At 47.1% G+C, this 19,704-nt stretch carries 14 protein-coding genes; 4 read left to right on the plus strand and 10 right to left on the minus strand.

Annotated features, from left to right (window positions below; translation table 11 throughout):
* Positions 1-47 precede the first annotated feature (47 nt).
* The 5 genes from ACH3Y6_RS11270 to ACH3Y6_RS11290 form a co-directional block, all read right to left on the minus strand.
* Positions 48-1,067, minus strand: a complete 1,020-nt coding sequence (locus tag ACH3Y6_RS11270) for a hypothetical protein (protein ID WP_490835712.1) — start codon at positions 1,065-1,067, stop codon at positions 48-50.
* A 54-nt stretch (positions 1,068-1,121) separates the two neighbouring features.
* Positions 1,122-2,798, minus strand: a complete 1,677-nt coding sequence (locus tag ACH3Y6_RS11275) for a hypothetical protein (RefSeq protein ID WP_490835713.1) — start codon at positions 2,796-2,798, stop codon at positions 1,122-1,124.
* A 1-nt stretch (position 2,799) separates the two neighbouring features.
* The gene (locus ACH3Y6_RS11280; RefSeq protein ID WP_490835714.1) at positions 2,800-3,339 is read right to left on the minus strand and encodes an RNA polymerase sigma factor; all 540 of its coding nucleotides are present in this window, start codon (positions 3,337-3,339) and stop codon (positions 2,800-2,802) included.
* Between the two features lie 143 nt (positions 3,340-3,482).
* Positions 3,483-4,592: a carboxylate-amine ligase gene (locus ACH3Y6_RS11285; protein ID WP_490835715.1), complete on the minus strand. Its 1,110-nt coding sequence runs from the start codon at positions 4,590-4,592 to the stop codon at positions 3,483-3,485.
* Positions 4,593-4,715: 123 nt separating this feature from the next.
* Positions 4,716-5,669 (minus strand): ATP-grasp domain-containing protein, encoded by a 954-nt coding sequence (locus ACH3Y6_RS11290; protein WP_490835716.1) that lies wholly within the window; start codon positions 5,667-5,669, stop codon positions 4,716-4,718.
* Between the two features lie 187 nt (positions 5,670-5,856).
* Here ACH3Y6_RS11290 and ACH3Y6_RS11295 point away from each other — a divergent pair, with 187 nt between their 5' ends.
* Complete coding sequence (locus tag ACH3Y6_RS11295; RefSeq protein ID WP_490835717.1) at positions 5,857-6,675, plus strand: alpha/beta hydrolase; 819 nt, start codon at positions 5,857-5,859, stop codon at positions 6,673-6,675.
* A gap of 80 nt (positions 6,676-6,755) precedes the next feature.
* Here ACH3Y6_RS11295 and ACH3Y6_RS11300 read toward each other — a convergent pair whose 3' ends face one another.
* Both ACH3Y6_RS11300 and ACH3Y6_RS11305 read right to left on the minus strand, forming a co-directional pair.
* Positions 6,756-10,076, minus strand: a complete 3,321-nt coding sequence (locus tag ACH3Y6_RS11300) for a TonB-dependent receptor (RefSeq protein WP_490835718.1) — start codon at positions 10,074-10,076, stop codon at positions 6,756-6,758.
* 271 nt (positions 10,077-10,347) lie between these two features.
* Positions 10,348-13,608: a TonB-dependent receptor gene (locus tag ACH3Y6_RS11305; protein ID WP_490835719.1), complete on the minus strand. Its 3,261-nt coding sequence runs from the start codon at positions 13,606-13,608 to the stop codon at positions 10,348-10,350.
* Between the two features lie 395 nt (positions 13,609-14,003).
* Between ACH3Y6_RS11305 and ACH3Y6_RS11310 the strand changes: the two genes are divergently transcribed.
* Entirely contained in the window at positions 14,004-15,206 is a 1,203-nt protein-coding gene (locus ACH3Y6_RS11310; protein WP_490835720.1) for a bifunctional 3,4-dihydroxy-2-butanone-4-phosphate synthase/GTP cyclohydrolase II, read from the plus strand.
* A 63-nt stretch (positions 15,207-15,269) separates the two neighbouring features.
* Here the strand turns inward: ACH3Y6_RS11310 and ACH3Y6_RS11315 are convergent, their stop codons facing one another.
* The 3 genes from ACH3Y6_RS11315 to ACH3Y6_RS11325 all read right to left on the minus strand — a co-directional run bounded on the left by ACH3Y6_RS11315 (position 15,270) and on the right by ACH3Y6_RS11325 (position 17,947).
* A complete protein-coding gene (locus ACH3Y6_RS11315; protein WP_490835721.1) occupies positions 15,270-16,262 on the minus strand; it encodes a PhoH family protein in 993 nt (330 codons plus the stop codon).
* A gap of 175 nt (positions 16,263-16,437) precedes the next feature.
* A complete protein-coding gene (gene rpe, locus ACH3Y6_RS11320) occupies positions 16,438-17,085 on the minus strand; it encodes a ribulose-phosphate 3-epimerase (protein ID WP_490835722.1) in 648 nt (215 codons plus the stop codon).
* Positions 17,086-17,140: 55 nt separating this feature from the next.
* Positions 17,141-17,947, minus strand: a complete 807-nt coding sequence (locus ACH3Y6_RS11325; RefSeq protein WP_490835723.1) for a tetratricopeptide repeat protein — start codon at positions 17,945-17,947, stop codon at positions 17,141-17,143.
* 96 nt (positions 17,948-18,043) lie between these two features.
* Here ACH3Y6_RS11325 and ACH3Y6_RS11330 point away from each other — a divergent pair, with 96 nt between their 5' ends.
* Positions 18,044-19,129 (plus strand): TolB family protein, encoded by a 1,086-nt coding sequence (locus ACH3Y6_RS11330; protein WP_490835724.1) that lies wholly within the window; start codon positions 18,044-18,046, stop codon positions 19,127-19,129.
* A gap of 85 nt (positions 19,130-19,214) precedes the next feature.
* Entirely contained in the window at positions 19,215-19,688 is a 474-nt protein-coding gene (locus tag ACH3Y6_RS11335; protein WP_490835725.1) for a hypothetical protein, read from the plus strand.
* Positions 19,689-19,704: the final 16 nt, after the last annotated feature.

The following is a 19,704-nucleotide window of genomic DNA, read 5'->3' on the forward strand; positions in this document are numbered from 1 at the left end:
GCAGCCCTTTACTATACCCCCCGGTATATGTTCAACAATGAACTTCTTTACAGATCATTCAGATACGTGATGATCTCTTTTAAACTATTTTTCTGTGGTGTGATGCTGTAACTGGTGACGAGTGATACGCTGCTGATCTCGCGTACGCCCAGGTATAAGTCACTACCGATTTTGGATAGAGATATCAGCCTGATCTTGCTTTTTACGGGGATCTTCCTGGCAAAAAAGGAGCGGGAAGCGTAATCGTGCCTGCAGTTCACCACGATCTTCTGGTTATCAAATACAGCAAAAACTGCGGTATTCTTATTGGTGAAGTTGGGAGAAAGGATTGCAGTCACTTTTACATTGGGAACCGTACTGTCAATATACCTGTCTGCCGTAACCCAACGAAGGTTCTTCGACTCGATCTCGTAACCATAATAAGAGGGTACCAATGGATTATTGCTGATCTTGCTCCAGGTAGGCAGGTAAGCAGTGTTAAAGTCGCGCACCCAGGAAAAAACGGTATCGATTCCTTTCAGAGGGACTGGTACAGCTTCTCTTCCATAAAAAGCCTGCATATTGGGTTTGGCTGTATCAACGTCGTGAAACTTCAGCTCAAAACTGGTATTGCTTGCCAGGGTCAGTTCTTTATCCTCTTTAAAAGCGCGTATCAGGAAACCACCGCCGGTTTCCAGCAGACTGCCATCGGCAGTAGTGGTGGGTCTGAATACACGGATAAAATCCCCTTTCCTTCTTAAAGGTAACAGTTCAATCCGCACATTGCCCTGTGGGGTGCCAGAAGTGGCAGGCCCTATCAGGGTATTGGGTGCGAATGTAAGTTCCACACTGTCGCCGAAATGCAACTTGCCTCCGTTAACTGCGTTGAGGGAATCCACTAACAGTTCTTTGGGGTACAGAAGTTCAAACAGGTCGTATACAGAAGAGGTATTGGCTACATTCCGCACCCAAACCGTATCATTCAACGGATGAGTGGCGTACGTGGTAAAATTGTCTGATACCTCCTTCTTGCAGGAAGCAAGAAACAGTCCCGACAAACCAACCATGATGTATACGATTTTCTTCATAAAGGTTAACTATCTATCAGATACCCGGGGTATCGGTTTTGTTGCCTGTCGTTGTTATTTCCTGTTTAAATTGATCCGCAAACCCACTGCCAGGCCGCCCACACTCAGGCGCTGGCGGAAACTGGCCTGAGGAGTGGTCATACTCGACAGATTATAACGGAAATAGGGTTCAAAGAAAACATGCATATCATCACTCAAACGTTTCACCACACTGAAACCACCATATAGTCCTAACCCTATATTACTCTTGTAAACATTGTTGCCCGACTTATTCAGCGCTACAGTTGCCAGCGAAGAATCGAGAATCACTCCCTGGTACCAGGAGGAAAGGTTGATCACTACACCAGCATTGATGCCAAATTTGAGGTCCTCATTGCCAAACTGGTAACCTACCGTAACCGGGATATCGAAGCTGCGATAGCGGTTGCGCACAGTATTGTTGCGGAAACCAATGGTCTGTAATATACTGGTATCCTGCACGATCACTGTATCTCCGGGGGCACGGATGATGGTACGTACCGTTACCACCGTGGTGGTTTTCACTTCATTTTCGGTACGATATACGTATTTTTCGTTGGCCTGCGAGTATTGCACACCAGCTTTCAATAAGATATTATCCGTGAGGGGTTTTACCAGCCGCAGGCCGGCAGAATAGCTTATCTGCATACTCTCACTGCTGTCTTTTTTCAACAGGAATAATGGTGAGGCAGATACATTGCTCACTGATTTGAACGGCATATCAGGCGATGCATAGGCTTCCAGGTACCAATCCGTATTGCGGCGGCTGTCTGCCGGGCAGATAATGATGTTCTTGAACTGGTTGGTATGGTTAAGGGTAGAGAGTTGTTTGTCCAGCAGGCTCTGAGACAGATCGTACCCACCCGTCAAAGTCGGTATGATGAATGCCGGTAGCAGGTTTTGTTGATAAGGCTCAATGATTTCCTCATGTGTATCTTCTGCCAGTTGGGTCTCCGTTACCTGGGTATTTTTGCCAAACGGGTGATACACTGTTGTGGTAAGATCCCTGCCGGAGGGATCTGTCGGGAGCAACAGATCGATGCCTGTTTTTCTGCGATTGCCTGACAGGTTTCTGCTGTTCACAGGCTGCTCATCTTTGGAATCGGTAATAGGCGTATGGATTTCTTCAGACAGGGAGGGTGCAGCAGGGGTAAGATCCCGGCGCTGGTTGTCAGAAGCGGGTGTTTGGGATGATGTACCCTCAGCAGGTATCGTTTTGCTGATATTGTTCTCTGTGGCTTTGGGCTGGTGCGAGGTGAAATACAGGTATCCTCCCCAGGCGGCCGCAGTTAATAGACCCAGTATCAGAACAGCTGCTGCCGGATAGCGGAACCAGAGGAAACCGACACGGTCATCGTCCTCTTCTTCCGGCCGGACTTTTTCCCAAAGGCCTGCAGGTACAGGTGCTTCCTGGTCATGCAATTTCCCGGCTACAAACTGGTCGAACTGTCCATCGCTGATACGGTCCCACAAAGCTGCCGGCACGGGTACTTCGGATCCGGACAGGGTGCCTGCTACAAAACTGTCAAATTGTTTGTCGTTGATCTTCTCCCATAAGCCATCCGGTACGGGAGCTTCTGCATCTTTGAGTTTACTGCCCACGAACTTATCAAATTGACCTTCCACGACCTTATCCCAAAGACCGGCTGGCACGGGCACAGCGTGATCTTTGAATTTGTCGTTAAAGAAGTCATCAAATTGGGTATCGTTCATTCTATACAGCAACTTTTTGTAATTGTAAGATTTGGTATTGCAGCATCTTTCGCGCCTTTACCAACTGGCTGCGACTGGTGCCGGGTTGAATATTCAGCATCTCTGCGATCTCTTCATGGCTGTATCCCTCTATGGCATTCAGGTTAAATACCAGGCGGTAGCCATCAGGTAACTGGCTGATCAGTCTCATGAGGTCTGCTTCCCCCAGCTCCGAATAGGCCTGGGCATCAATAGAAGGGGCGTTCTGGCTATTGTCGTCGATATCTTTGAACTGTAGTTTCTTTTTTTCCAGGTGGCGGATAGCGGTATTCACCACGATACGCCTGATCCACCCCTCAAAAGCTCCCTCGAACTTGAACTGTCCGATGTACTGGAACACTTTGATAAAAGCATCCTGGATCATATCTTCTGCTTCCATCTGGTCTTTGGCGTAACGGAGGCATACACTCATCATTTTGCCCGCATACTTATCAAAAAGCATACGCTGGCATCGGGCATCGTTGCGGATGCAACCTTTTATCAGTTCGTAATCTTCGGTCACCTGGGGAGCGTTTGTATAGTTTGGTATCCAGATAGATACCCCGGCAAGTTACTTCGTTGCCCTGGTTTTCTAATTATTTACCCGGAATACTTATGAGAAATCTGACATATGACAGATGTAGATATTTTCTAAGTAGCTGATTGTTAAACAGTCAGAAATTGTTCCTGGATATAATCCACCACATTTACCAGGCTACCCGTTTGCCGGTACACCGCCAGTTGCCGGTCGGCACCCGTACCCAGCTCGAATATCCGGGAAATGTATTCGATGGCTGGGCGGCTTCCCAGCTCATCCACCACATCGTCCACAAAATCGAGCAGTTCATAGATCAGGGCGCGGGTATTGACCTCGGTCTCTTTTCCGAAATCGATCAGGGTGCCATCGATGCCGTAGCGACTGGCCCGCCATTTGTTCTCATTGATCAGTGAGCGCTGGTAGATCATGAAATTCAGGTTCTGTCCCCGAAGTTTGTAGATCTTGGCACAGATGGCCTGGAAAAGGGCAGCAATGGCGATGGTTTCGTTGATGGTCATGGGTACATCGCAGATGCGGAACTCTACGGTATTGAAGAAAGGGTGTACCCGAAGGTCCCACCAGATCTTCTTGGCATTATCAATGCAGTTGGTTTTGATCAGCAGGTTCACATAATTCTCATAGGCTTCAATATTGTCGAAATAATCGGGTATGCCGGTGCGGGGGAATTTGTCGAACACTTTTGTTCGGAAAGATTTATAGCCTGTTTCCCGGCCTTCCCAGAATGGGGAATTGGTACTCAGGGCATACACATGCGGCAGGAAATAACGGGCCGTATTGGCAATATGGATGGCCATTCTGCGGTCTTCCATACCCACGTGCACATGCAGACCGAAGATCAGGTTACTCCGGGCGGCTTCCTGCAGCTCGTTCACGATCTCGCTGTAACGGGCGTGTTCGGTGATCAGTTGTGTTTCCCAGTGACTGAAAGGGTGTGTGCCCGCGGCTCCGATCCGGTAGCCCAGGTCCCCGGCTATCTGCGCTATATTGCCCCGCAGGGAAGCCACGTCTTTGAATGCTTCTTCTATGTTGCAGCAGATATCGGTGCCCACTTCCACCACCGCCTGGTGCATTTCTGCTTTTACCTTGTCTTTGAGGATCTTCTGGCCTTCCTGTACGATGCGTTGTTCATGGCTCTTCAGTTCCCGCGTATGCGGATCCAGTACCATGTACTCTTCTTCCACACCCAGCGTAAAATGTTTGTAATTCAAATTTCCCATAACAGCACTTTCTTTTATGCGTTGTTGTCGTGAATCGGCAATCGTGAGTAGTGAGTGGTGAGTAGGTTAGTTGAAATGGATACACTCATCATTCACAATTGACCACTCACCACTCCCCACTTCCTAATACAGTTTTTTCCCCGCAGCGCTTCGTTTCACATATTCGCCCCAGGTAAGATTATCGGCACCATCAACCTGGGCCTGTGCTTTTTCGATAGCGAAATTGGCAGCTGTTTCCACTACCCAGTCAAAATTCTCCTGGCCTACACTTTTGATGTCGGCATCCGGTGCGGGATTACAGAAATCAATGGCGTAAGGAACACCATCGCGTATGGCAAGTTCTACGGTGTTAAAATCGTAACCCAGGTATTGGTTGATACGCAGTACGATATCCGTCATCTGCTTCAACCGTTCATCTGAAGGTTTGAAATCAGCTACGTATCGCAGGTGGTGCGGGTTGCGGGGTTCGTACGACATGATGCGTACATGTTTTCCGCCAATGCAGTAACAGCGGTAATATTCTTCAAATAGGATCTCTTCCTGCAGCAGCATTACCAGCTGGTTGGTTTCACTGTGTTTTTCAAAGAAATCATCCATGCTGGTCAGCTTGTATACGTTCTTCCATCCGCCGCCTGCAAAGGGTTTCATGTAGGCGGGGAAACCCACGTAACGGAAAATGCTTTCCCAGTCCAGCGGGTAAGCCAGGTTACTGAACGACTGGTCAGAAGTATCCGGGGGAAGATCACGCGAAGGAAGGATCACCGTTTTGGGAACGGGTACCTCTATCTTGGTGGCAAGGCAATTGTTGAAGAATTTCTCATCGGCACTCCACCAGAAAGGATTGTTGATCACCGCGGTACCGCAGAGAGCTGCATTCTTCAGGTAGGCACGGTAAAAAGGGATATCCTGGCTGATCCTGTCAACGATCACGGAATAGCCGCTGGCTTCTCCCTGCATCACTTTGTCTATTCTCACGGGTTCTGCAATAATACCTGGTACATTTTTACTGTTGATTCTTTCCACAAAAGCCATCGGAAAACTTCTTTCCTGGCCAAACAGGATGCCGATCTTTTTCATATACAGTCGTTTGAAAGGTGAGTGGTTTCCCAGCGCAGGTTCCGTAGTGAATTTAGCGAAACTGATTTGAAATAAGAAAACTGCCGGTATAAATCTTTTCTATGATACGAGAGGGATAGTTTTACCCAGTGGGCTTTGTGGAGATTTCCTGCAGCAGAATTGTGATCATTCCGTTATTTTTGAAAACATGTCTGAACTCAGCCCATCTATCATAGGTACTTCTTTGATCACTGAACAATACACCCTTGTTTCCGAATACCTGGAGCGGGATGTACTGGTAGATATCTATTTGCCTGTAACGAATGTGCCCATCGACCAATTAAGCCTGTTACTGATCAACGACGGCCAGGATCTGCTTACGATGTCTTTCGACACGATACTGGAAGATCTGGTCAATTCCGGCGTTATTGAACCCCTTGTTTGCGTGGGTATTCATTGTGGTGCCGAAAGGAAAATGGAATACGGGACGGCTTACTCGGCCGACTTCAAAGGGAGAGGTGCCAAAGCGGGTTTGTATACCAAATTTGTGTTCGAGGAACTATTGCCTTTTATCCGCCGCACCTGTAAAGCGCCTTCTTTCAAACATAAATCCTTTGCGGGTTTCTCGCTGGGTGCATTGAGTGCCATGGATATTGTATGGAATCATGCCAGTGAATTCAATAAAGTGGGTTTATTCAGTCCCTCGCTCTGGTGGAGAAGAAAAGCTTACGAAGATGGGTACGACGATGAATCGGATCGTCTCATGCACCTGCAGGTACGGAAAGGCGGTTTTTATCCCTGGCTGCAACTATTCATTGAATGCGGTAAACTGGATGAAATAGCCGACAGGAACAGCAATGGGGTCATCGATTCTATAGATGATGCATTGGACCTGATTGTGGAGTTGAAAGCCAAAGGATATACCGATGCCCATATCGAATACCTGGAGCTGGAAGAAGGCAAACACGATGTGCCCACCTGGCGCAAGGTATTTCCTGAATTCCTGAAATGGGGATGGGGGAGATAACGAGTGAATAAAAATCTTGCCTATATGACATAAAAAAACCGGGGAAATACCCCGGTTTTTTTATGTTGGTGTTACATGTATTAGAAGATATAACGGATACCAAACTGGGCCTGCCATACATCATTGATACCGGTTCCCTTACGGTAAGTGGTATAATTGATGCTGTTGTTCACACGGTTCATCCTGAATACAGGTACGCCGGTTGCTGCATCCACACCTGCTGCTGCCAGCGGGTTAAATGTGTTTACAAAGTAGCTCACGCCTGACGCATGGTTCAGGAGATTGCCGACGTTGAAGATGTCAAACCTCAATTGTACGGTATGCCTGTTCTTACCAATGTTTCTGAACAGTTCAAGTTGTGTAGAAAAGTCGAAACGCACCAGGTATGGCATCAATACGCCGTTACGCTGTACGTATTTACCACGGTTCTTACTCAGGTATGGATCCTGGTTGATGTAATTGTCAAATGCTGTTTTCTGCTCTGCAATGGTTGCAGCAGGTGCAGAACCTGAGGCTGACAATGCCAGGAAGTTCATTTCGCTCTGGTCGCGGGGTACATACATCAGGTCATTGCCGCTTACACCATCACCGTTCATATCGCCGCTATAGGTATAAGAGAAACGGCCCTGGTTTTGCGACTGCCCATATAATGAGAACTGCAGGGCAGAGAATTTACCCAACTCTATACGGTAGTTCACGTTACCGATTACGCGGTTACGTATTTCGTTGTCGCTATAAGCCATGTCGATATTATTGTTACCACGCACGCTCTGGATAGCTGTCCAGGAACTGAATGCGATGGAACCGGGCGACATGTAATCACGGGCCCTGGTAAATGTATAAGCTACCATCCAGCCCAGACCTTTTGATTTGGTCGGTTTTTCGATCTTGATGGTTGCCGCAATGGAAGTGGCCAGTGGAGCGCTTTCCATTACAGTGGCATCAGAAAGTTTAGGATTGATACGGATCGCATTGTTTTGTGCAGTACCCGATAACCCTACTCCTGCAAAACGAGGCCTGTTATCCGGTCCGTTGAAGGTAGCGGTAGCAGGAACCAGGTTAGCATTGTAATAGTTGATGGTAGACAGTGCCTGGGTAAAGATCAGTTCCCCTGTTGCTACGATGTCCTGATAGATTTTCTGGTCAACGGCTAAGTTGGCACGCAGTACCTGCGGGAACCGGAAACTCTTCTCAGTGGCAGCGATGTTATAAGAAGACGCTGGTACACCGGGATTAGGTGCAAAACTTGGGTAGCTGGCGGGTGTATTGGGGTTAAATGGATAGGCTGCGGTATTATTGGTATTTACACCACCGTTCAACACACCATTGTTACCCATCTGGTTACTGATAAATACAAAAGAAGGACGGCCAGTGAACAGACCTACACCACCACGTAACTGGGTAGATTTATCTCCCTTGATATCATAGTTAAAGCCAACCCTTGGGCTGATCATCAGTTTGGCACTGGGTAATTGTGAAGTGCTGAGTTTTACAGAATTCAGATTGTTGTCAATGAAATTCATATTGTCAACCTCTGTATTGGTGAAACCGGAGCCTGAAAAATAAGGCACTTCAAAACGGATGCCATAGGTAAGATTGAAGTTTGGTTCCAGGTTCAGCTCATCCTGCACATAGGCAGCGATCTGGCGGGCTTTGGTAGTTACCAACCAGGCACCACCACCAGGCAGGTTGCTGAAGTTGGCACGGTAGTTACGCATGAAGACCGGGCTGTAAGTGGCGTTTGGATTGACCAGGTAAGCATTGGCAGCTGTGTAAAAATCTGCCAGGCTGTTGAATGTATATACACCATTGATCAACGGGGTGAAACCATTTGTGAAAGTGAAACTTTCATAAGAAATACCTGCAGAGATGGTGTGTTTACCGGCATACATGGTCAGGTTATCGCTAAACTGCCAGGTATCTGTATTCAACAGGTTATTGGGTGTGAACGGATCATTACCGAAAGAGATATAGTTCAGGCTCTGGCTGGTCTGGGCACTCGGTACAGCAGAAGTGCCTGAAGTAGGGATCGCTGTCAGCGGGTTACTTCCATCCTGGATATCCACCATCGGGAAGTTACCACCTTTTACGGCTCTGAAATCCCTGTTGGCGGTATAACCAAAAGTGATCTCGTTGCTGATCTTATTGCTGAAGCGGCTGTTCAGCTGACCAATGATGCCGTAGATGTTGTTATTGATAATGTACGCAGAATTGGCGAATGGGAGAGCATTGGCATTGGGGCCCCTGGTACCATTGGTTGTGTTACTGCTGCTGACACCCACATCTCTTTTTGATTTCAACAGGTTACCCCTGATGCTCAATTTGTGTTTGTCGTTGATGTTCCAGTCGATACGAACAACAGCCTTATCACTCTTGGTTACAAAGGGATATCCCTGGTAAGGTCCTGGATCGTAATTGAATTTTGTTTTCAGGAAGGTTGACAAAGCATCCAGATCAGCAACTTTTACACGTGAAGTGTTTCCGCTGATGGGTTGTGTACCGTTGCTGGCATCTGCAGTAAAAAGAGAGCCTACATCGTTTCTTCTTTCCGCTTCATAGTTCAGGAAATAGAACAATTTGTTTTTAATGATGGCTCCGCCAAGGCTGGCTCCGAATTGTTTTACATCGAAAGCGTTGGTGACTACATCCTGTTTACCAGCGGCGCCGGCTTTGGTTCCTACATATCCTTCGTTACGTACATTGTAGAAGGCAGTACCGTGCAGACTGTTGGTACCGCTTTTGGTAACGGCATTGATACTGGCCCCAGTAAAACCTGCATCTTTCAGGTTATAGGGAGATACGTTGATCTGGATCTCCTGGATCGCATCCAGGGAGATCGGGGCAGAGTTGGTTTGTCCGCCATTCAGTGCGCTCAGACCAAAAGAGTTATTGAAGATGGATCCGTCCAGCGTGAAATTGATGGCACGGGCATCCTGACCTGCAAATGACAAGCCATTAGACTGAGGTACCAGGCGTGTGATATCTGTAACGTTACGGCTGATGGTAGGCAGTGAGCTGATCAGTCTTGAGTTGATATTGGTGGAAGCACCTTTTCTGTCTTTAGAGATCAGTGCACCTTTTCTGCTCAGGCTACCGCTTACAACTACTTCTGATAATTGGGTACTATTGTCGAGCAGTGATACATCCACTACAGACGGTTCTCCCAGCTGGATATACACATCCGTAATGGTTTCGGTTTTCAATCCAACATACGTGATGGTGATTTTGTAAGGTCCGCCTACGCGTAAAGCGGGCAGGTTGAATTTTCCGGAATTAACAGAAACTGTTTTGTAACGGGTTCCTGAGGGTTCGTGTACCGCTTCTACCGATGCTCCGGTGAGCGGCTGGTTCTTACTGTCTTTTACCGTACCGGTCAGGGTACCACCAGTTACCTGGGCCATAACTGCTGTTATGGAAAAGAGAAGTACTGTCACTAAAAGTGATAGTCTCTTGAACGATTGCATAGTTTGTTAGTTTTTTGAGCCGCAAATATCTGTTGCTAATGCGGTATTTGGAAACAAAATGGAAACATAATAATTACTTAATCCGAAAAAAATGGCTGTTTTCACTCCTGAATCGTATTGCCAGGGATTCGGTTAGACGGTAAAAAACATTGATAAAATAAAACCCCGCATTTGCGGGGTTTTATTTTATCAGAAACTTGTGGTTTTCTTAGAAAGTGAAACGCACACCCAACTGGCTTATCCAGCGTGCTGCATAAGCGGCATTGGTACTTGTGCTCACACCCCATGCAGATGATATGCTTGGGTTAAAGCGGTAAGTAGGCGTCAGGTCGGTAGCGCTCTTGTATCCGGCAAACTGGACCAGAGAGAACTGATCGTTGCTCTGGAAGTACTGGCGGCCCCAATCCCTGTTCAGCAGGTTACCAAGGTTGAATACGTCATAAGTCACCTGGAACTGGTAGCGTTTACCAGCCACTTTGATATTGAAATCCTGTGCAATTTTCAGGTCAACAATATTGGTGAAAGGTAAACGGCTTCCGTTTCTTTCAGCATACTGACCGCGACGGTTACGCAGGTAATCATCTTTGGTGATATAAGCTTCCAGGGCGGCTTTCTGTACATCTGGAGCGGCAGTAACACCACTGCCTGTTACAAAAGTCATAGCAGCCAGGTCGGCACTGGTAGGTACATAGATCAGGTCATTACCACCAGTCAAACCATCATCTCTGGTCATACTGTTAGAACCATATACATAACTCAGTGGTGAACCGGATTGACCGGTATAAGCCAAGGTAATGGTAGTGGCCAGCGTTTTATTGGCATATTCGAATTTCTTGCTCATGTAAGCGAAGATCCTGTGACCTGCGCTGAAGTCAGAAATAGAACGGCCGATATAGTTACGCCCGTTTACGGTTTCCATGAACCTCCACTGGCTCAGGTTTACAGAGCTGGTTCCTTCGTTCTGAACGGTTGAGTTACCATAGCTATAGTTCAGTTCGAAAGTGAAATTGGTACGGGTACGCTTGGTTACGGTAGCGGTCATACCATAAGAGAAACCGGTTTTTTCTGAGTTATTGGTCAGCAGGATGGCATTGTCATAAGGATTTGAACCGTCGGCATTGATAGGGATTTTACCATTGTTAACGGTAGAGTATACCTTACGGGTATCTGGTCCAACTGCATTGGCAACAGGAGGCAGCAGGTTGATATTGGTATAGCTGATCTCGTTGATGTTTTTAGAGAAATATCCTTCCAGGGTAGCAGACCAGCCATCGCTGAAGCGCTTATCAAATGCCAGAGAGGTTCTGAAGATCTTAGGCAGTTTGAATTCTGAAGAAACCAGGTTCAAAGGTCCTTTGGTCACACCGGCACCCACTTCGCTGGGTGTCCACTGGCCATTCGGATTTGAACGGAAACGGATCTGGGCTAATTGGGTTGCATTGGCAGTGTATCCTCCAATGAAGATACCGTTGTTGTTGAAGATACCGCCTGGCCATACCAGTGGGATACGTCCGACGAACAGACCAAAACCACCTCGGATAGTCAGGTTTTCATCAGGTATTTTGTAAACGAAACCTACACGTGGTGACAGCGACAAAGGAATCTTCGGCGCTTGTCCGGAACGTGCCCCTTTCAGATCCCAGTACTGGGAGAATTTAGGGATAGCTATATTATTGGTATAATCATCTGCCCATGGAATACTCAGGAATTTAGAGTAATCGGCACGGATACCGAAGTTCAATGTCAGGTTCTCAGATGCCCTGTACTCGTCCTGTAAGAACAAGGAACCGGAAGCATATTTAAATTTAGCAGCAGCATTGGTGTTATCGCCCTTTCCATTGTCAATTTGTGGGAAACCATAAGAATAGGCGCTTGGTGCCGCTCCGGTCAGGAATGCATTCAGGTTAGCATAGGTATAGTTACCGAATGTATTCTGGATAAAGGCATTAAACACGCTGCTGTACTCCCAGTCAACACCCACTTTCAGACCGTGTTTGCCCAGGGTGAATTTGAACTCGTCGATAACGGTCCAGTTCTTTTGGGTCAGCAGGTTTACGGTAGAGCTGTTATCTGGTCCGAAGATGATCGCGCCAGAACCGTCATTGATCCTTACGCGGGGGAAGTCCTGTCCCAGCGGGCTACGGTCGTCAGATACGTCTGTAAAAGTTACCAGGAATTTATTGGTAGCATTTCTGCCTACAATACTTTTCAGTTCGGCAGAAGTTGAGTTACTGCGGGTGGGGAAACGGTATCCGTTGTTGTAGAAGTTGATGGTACCGGTGCTGCTGCTGCTGGTATTCAAACGCTCACCTTTTGTGTAACGGTTGCTCAGGGTCAGTTTGTGCTTATCGCTGATGTTCCAGTCGATACGGGAAGCGATCCTGTCGGCCTTCACTTCTTCTGTATTATCCAGGAAACCGCCGGGCTCATAACCATAAGTGGTACGCAGGGTATTGGCCAGTCCATTCAGGGTAGCCAGGTCCTTAGTGTTACCGTTATAGGAATTGAAGTCAAACGGCTGAGGACGGATATCGCGCTGAAGATCTACGTTGATGAAGTAGAACAGTTTGTTTTTCACAAATGCTCCACCCACACGGAAACCATAGGTCTTTTTGGAGAAGTTACTCAGTTTTACTGCATTCTCTTTCAGGCCTGTTGGTGTTTTACCCGCCAGGTTCTGGTTTTGTAAGAAATAGTAAACGGAACCTTCGGTCTTATTGGTTCCTCCTTTGGTAATTGCGTTGATACCACCGCCTACGAAGTGACCCTGGGCCGCATCGTAAGGAGAAATTACCACCTGGAACTGATCGATCGCATCGATAGAGATCGGAGAAATGCTTGCCTGACCACCATTGGTTCCGGAAGCAGCCAGACCAAATACGTCGTTATTGATGGCGCCGTCCACGTAGAAGGCATTATAACGGTTGTTCTGTCCTGCAATGGAAATGGCACCTTCGGTACCGTTCACCAGTTTGGCCTGGGGAACCGCGCGGAGGTAATCATATATATTACGTCCTACTGTAGGTAAGTTGGCCATTTTATCACGGCCTACAGTGGTTTCTGTACCTCCCTTACCGGAAGCTTCAGTGGTTTTGCGCAAACCGGTAACCACAACATTACCCAGGTTGGATGCTTTGGGCGCTAATGCAAAATCTACCTTGTAAGAGTCACCCAGGGTAAGATAGATGTCTGTCTTTTTCTCGTTGGCAAAGTTGATAAACGAAACTTCAACAGAATAAGGACCGCCCGGGTTGAGGTTGCTCACATCAAAACGGCCGGCTGAACGGCTTTGAACGCGGTAAATAGTACCGGTGGGTTCATGGATCACCGTTACAGTTGCACCTACCAGGGGCTCACCCGTATTGGTTTTTACAGAACCGCCCATACTACTGGTGGTGGTCTGTGCCAGGCCAAACGCCGGCAAGAGCAAAACCGCCAGTACAAATTGTACAATTCTTTTACTTAGCATAGTGTTAATTTTTCAAGTGCAAAGAAAGCAAATATTCTTTTGTGTATTAACAGCTTATATTAACATCTTGTCATTAAACAAGGCTGTCTATAAATTCAGTCGAATTATTGGTATTTCCTTATTTTTTTTTAATATGTGATTGTTTTTGTCCATAAAAACAAGCTTTTTGTTATATAGTATTTAATTAACAAGGGGTTTTTATCATCCAATCCGGCCCTGAATTGTTAATTTCCCTTGCCCGGCGGTCTAAAACGGTATTTTTTGTGGGATTGTATGGGAATCCTTGACGCTTTGCTTTCGGTTTTCGTAAAAATCGGGTCATAAAAGGGGCTTTCTTTCTGATTATTCCGGAAGTAAAGGCACAGGACTGTAATTTTGCACTTCAATTATTGATTATGCTAGACAGGATTGAACATGCCATCGAAGACATACGGGCCGGTAAAATGGTCATAGTGGTAGATGATGAGGACCGTGAGAATGAGGGCGATTTCATCATAGCCGCCCAGCATGCCAGTCCGGAAGTCATTAATTTCATGAGCAAAGAAGGTCGCGGACTGATCTGTGCGGCATTGACCGAAGCGCGTTGTGCCGAACTGGACCTGGGTCCCATGGTCGTTTCGAATACCTCCCTGCATGAAACCGCTTTTACCGTATCGGTTGATCTGATTGGTCAGGGTACCACAACGGGAATTTCGGCGCAGGACAGGGCCAAAACCATACAGGCTTTGGTGAATCCCCATACGCAACCTGCTGAGTTGGGCAGGCCCGGTCATATTTTTCCATTGAAAGCAAAGACTGGCGGCGTATTACGCAGAGCCGGTCATACAGAAGCTGCGGTTGACCTGGCCAGGCTTGCCGGATTGGAACCTGCCGGTGTGCTGGTGGAAGTAATGAATGAAGACGGAACCATGGCCCGGCTGCCAGAACTCCGGGAGATCGCTAAAAAATTCGGTATGAAGATCATTTCCATCAAGGACCTGATCGATTACCGCCTGAAGACGGATTCGCTGATCGAAGAACTGGTACGGGTTGATATGCCCACCAAATACGGCCATTTCACACTTGTTGCCTTCAAAGAAAAAACTACCGGTGCGGAACACCTGGCACTGATCAAAGGTAGCTGGACGGAAGATGAAGCGGTACTGACCCGCGTACATAGCAGTTGCTTTACCGGCGATATTCTCGGAAGTTTCCGTTGCGATTGTGGCGAGCAGTTGCACAAAGCCATGCAAATGGTGGAACAGGAAGGCAAGGGCATCATCCTGTACATGAACCAGGAGGGACGAGGTATTGGCCTGATCAATAAACTGAAAGCTTATAAATTACAGGAAGAAGGCATGGATACGGTGGAAGCCAACCTGCACCTGGGTTTTGGTATGGACGAACGTGATTATGGGGTAGGTGCCCAGATACTTCGCTACCTGGGTGTTACCAAGTTGCGCCTGATGAGTAATAACCCACGCAAACGCGCCGGCCTGAAAGGGTATGGGCTCGAAATGGTAGATACGGTTCCTATTGAGATCCGCCCCAATACCCATAACCGGAAATACCTGGAAACCAAACGGGATAAACTGGGACACGAAATATTGGGAAAATAAACAGTCATGTTCAGTTCTTATGTATAAAAGAAAAGGCCTCAATATCATTGAGGCCTTTTCTTTTTATCTGTGTCCATGATGATTCCCATGTTCTGCATCTTCTTTTTCTTTTTCCTTGTCGTAAGCCTTGATGATGGCTTTTACCAGGCGGTGTCGCACCACATCTTCTTCCGTTAACTCGATATGTGAAATGCCATCGATGTTCTTGAGGATACGGGTCGATTTTTCCAGGCCGCTGCGCATGTTCCGGGGCAGGTCTACCTGGGTGGGATCGCCGGTGATGATGGCTTTCGCGTTGGCACCGATACGGGTAAGGAACATCTTCAGCTGAAGATCATTGGTATTCTGTGCCTCATCCAGGATGATGAAGGCATTGTCCAGCGTGCGTCCGCGCATATAGGCCAATGGTGCTATCTCGATGGTGCGGGTACTCATGTAATAACCGAGTTTGTCGGCAGGTATCATATCGTCCAGCGCATCGTATAAGGGACGCAGGTAAGGGTCGATCTTTTCTTTCAGGTCGCCGGGAAGAAAACCCAGGCTTTCGCCAGCTTCCACCGCCGGACGTGTGAGGATGATCTTCTTCACAACCTTATTTTTTAAAGCCCTTACTGCCAGTGCTACGGCAGTATAGGTTTTACCGGTACCCGCCGGACCGATGGCAAAAACAATATCATTCCGGTCAACCGCATGCACCATCTTTTTCTGGTTCTGCGTTCGGGCCCTTACAGTTTTTCCGTTCGGACCAAATACCAGGATGTCGTTGGGATTACGGTCAACAAAATTGTCGATGGCCTCTGCGTCGTCGCCACCGAGGATCTGTTCAAAATAGTTTTCACTCAGATGCCCGTTTCGTTCCAGGTACTGAATAATGAGGTCGATCTTTTCTTTTGCTGTTTCGATCTGTTCAGGAGCCCCGCTCAGTTTTAATTGCGTCCCGCGGGAGAGGATCTTTAACAAAGGGAATTTCTTTTTCAGCAAATCTAACTTTCCGTTATTGACACCAAAGAATTCGATGGGATTAACGGATTCGAGGTTGATGATGGTTTCTGTCAAGCTGATGAGATTTTATGGATTAGTAAGATCTGAACTACTATTCCAAATTTAACTGGAAGACCCTATAAAATCCTAACACATCTTATACACAGATGTGGATACCGAAACAGGAAAAATCAATGTGAAATTTCTGTGAACTTTTCCCGTATCGTATTCCTGATCATAAAGAATGATGCTATAATTTTTTCAGGGCTGCAATGGTAGCAACCGGATCCTTTGATTTGAAAACGGTATTGCCCGCTACCAGCACATCGGCGCCGGCCTGCAGGATAGAAGGCGCATTCTCTAAGGTTACGCCACCATCGATCTCGATGAGGGTATTGGCACCCCTTTCGGTAATGAGTTGTTTGAGGGCCCGGATCTTATCGAGTGTACGTGGAATAAATTGCTGACCGCCAAAACCGGGGTTAACGCTCATCAGGCAAACCAGGTCAATGTCCTGTATGATATCGGTGAGTTGGTCTACCGGGGTGTGCGGGTTGAGTGCCACGCCGGCTTTCATGCCCAGGCTTTTGATCTGCTGCAGGTTACGGTGCAGATGCGGACAGGCTTCAATATGCACCGTAAGGATATTGGCACCGGCTTTCTGGAACGCTTCGGCATATTTACCGGGTTCCAATATCATCAGGTGTACATCACATACCTTGGTGGTGGCTTTGCAGACCGGTTCGATCACCGGGAAGCCAAAACTGATATTGGGAACAAAACTTCCATCCATCACGTCCAGGTGAAACCAGTCGGCTTCACTGGCATTCAGCATCTCGCAATCTTTCTGCAGGTTCAGAAAATCGGCACTTAACAGTGATGGGGCAATGATCGGCATAACTCTGATTTGTAGTGCGAAATTGCGGAAATTTATCCTTTTACGGAGATTAAATTTATGAAGCGCCCAAGCGTTTCAATGCATCACTAGCTTCGGTTAACCCGGGATCAAGTATCAGCGATTTCTTATAGTTATCAATCGCTTCTGCCGGATGTTTCAATTTTTCTTCACATTTGGCCGTCCAGTAATACCCGTCTGCATAGGTGTTTTTGATGGTTGTCACCGTACGGAATATCTCAAGTGCTTCCTGGGTTTTCTGCGCATCGAAATACAGAAAACCTTTTTCCATATAGGCTTCCATATAATTCAGGTCGTTCCGGATACAATTATCAAAAGCTGCTATTGCTTTTGATTGATTGCCGGTTCTTGCCAGATAGACACCTGTGATAAAGTGGCAGTGTGCAGTGTATTCTCTACCCATATGCTGATCGGCTACCTGCTGGCAAAGCAACAGGGCGGTGCTGTCTTTTTTTTCTGCCAGCAGATTGGCAGCGGCCAGTATGGCGTCTGGTGAAGGATAGATGCGAATGGCATACCGATAGGAGCGGAGAGCACCATTGGTATCGCGGGAGTTTTCCTGCAACATGCCTTTGCGGTACCAGAAGCCATTATTCAGACTGTCGTTCCGGATTAGTGAATCCATCTGTGCCAATGCCTGCCCGTATGCGCCCAGACTGTCCAAAGCATCTACCAACTGCATCCGCAGCCTGATACTGTCGGGGTATTTATCCAGCTTGTTAAACAGCTCCTGTACCTGGGCCGGGAGCTGGTCCTGGGTAAGATTGCCTGATGGTGGAACCTTTGCCTCGTTTTTACAGGCGATCCCTAACAATAGGCAACTGGCAACTATCCATACTCTCATACTGCAAAATTATGGAGATAGGGTATGTCATGACATTTTTCTGACACAAGAGAGGGGCTTCGCACCTATTTTTGTCGAATATTAACATAAGACTGTATGAAAAAAGGATTGTTTGTATGGATCTGTTCTGTAGCGGGTATTGGCCAGCTTATGGCCCAGGCGCCTGCAGCTGCATCGGACTCGGTGCTGTTTGCCGGTGAAAAACATTTCAAGAATGTTCGCCAGCTCACTTTTGGCGGTGATAATGCAGAAGCATATTGGAGTTATGATGGTAAACACATCATTTTCCAGCGTACGAATCCTAAAGAGGGGATCAATTGTGATCAGATCTTTATCGGAAAACTGCCATCTTCACCCAATGAGGAGTTCACTTATAAGATGGTGAGCAGCGGTAAAGGACGAACCACTTGCGCCTTTTTTCTTCCCGATGGAAAACATATTATTTATGCTTCCACACATTTAGGCGCGGATAACTGTCCGCCCACCCCGGATCGTGCAAAATATGGTAACCGTTATATCTGGCCATTGTACAACAGCTACGATATTTTTATGGCCGATCTGAATGGCAAGATTGTGAAACAGCTGACCACGGCCAAAGGTTATGATGCCGAAGCCACTCTCTCTCCTGATGGAAAAAAAATGATCTATTGCAGTGATAAGGAAGGTGATCTGGAATTGTATATCATGGACCTCGCTTCCGGCAAAGAGAAACGCATTACCCATATGCTGGGTTATGATGGCGGTGCATGGTTCAGCCCGGACGGTAAAAAGATCGTTTGGCGTGCCAGTCGCCCCAAAACCGATGCGGAGATCAGGGAATACAAAGAGCTGCTGGCCGATGGCATGGTGGCGCCTACCAATATGGAAGTATGGGTGGCCGATGCTGATGGAAGTAATGCCCGTCAGATCACCAATTTGGCGCAGGCCAACTGGGCACCTAACTTTACACCTGACAGCAAACGCATTATTTTTTGCAGCAACCACGAATACAAAAGGGGCTTTCCGTTCAATATGTACCTGACCGATATCAATGGTAAGGGCCTTGAAAAGATCAGCCGGGATAAAGGATTTGATGCATTTCCCATGTTCAGTCCCGACGGCAAAAAGATCCTATTCTCTTCCAACCGAAACAATGGAGGAACCAGGGATACGAATTTGTTTGTAGCGGAATGGGTGGAGTAGGGAGTTGTGAGTGATTGCCTTTTGCAAAAGAAACTTTCGTGTTTATTCAAAGCCTTGATTATCTTTCGACCTTAAAAAAAATACTATGCAGACAGGAATGGTTCACTTACATAATTTTCTTCGTTGGGTGATATTGATATTGTTGTTGGTATCGATCATCAAAGCCTATACCGGTTGGCAGGGCAAAAAGGCTTTTGCTGCGGGTGACAAAAAAATATGGCTGTTCACCATGATCAGCGCCCATATCACTTTGTTACTGGGACTGTACCAGGTGGCATGGGGCCGTTATGGTTTCTTCACCAAAACCTTGCCGGAAGGTACCAGTGTGATGAAAGATACCTTTTATCGTTTTTTCTGGGTGGAACATCCACTCGGAATGATCATCGCTATTACTTTGATCACGCTGGGCCATGGTATGGCTAAAAAGCCTGTGAGTGATGAAGCGAAATACAAGAAAGCATTTATCTATTTCCTGCTGGCGCTGATCGTGATCTTCGCCACCATCCCATGGCCTTTCCGTGAGATCGTCGGAAGACCCTGGTTCCCGGGAATGAACTAAATAAAGAAGCCGCATT

Source organism: Sediminibacterium sp. FW305-C-269, assembly GCF_058231045.1.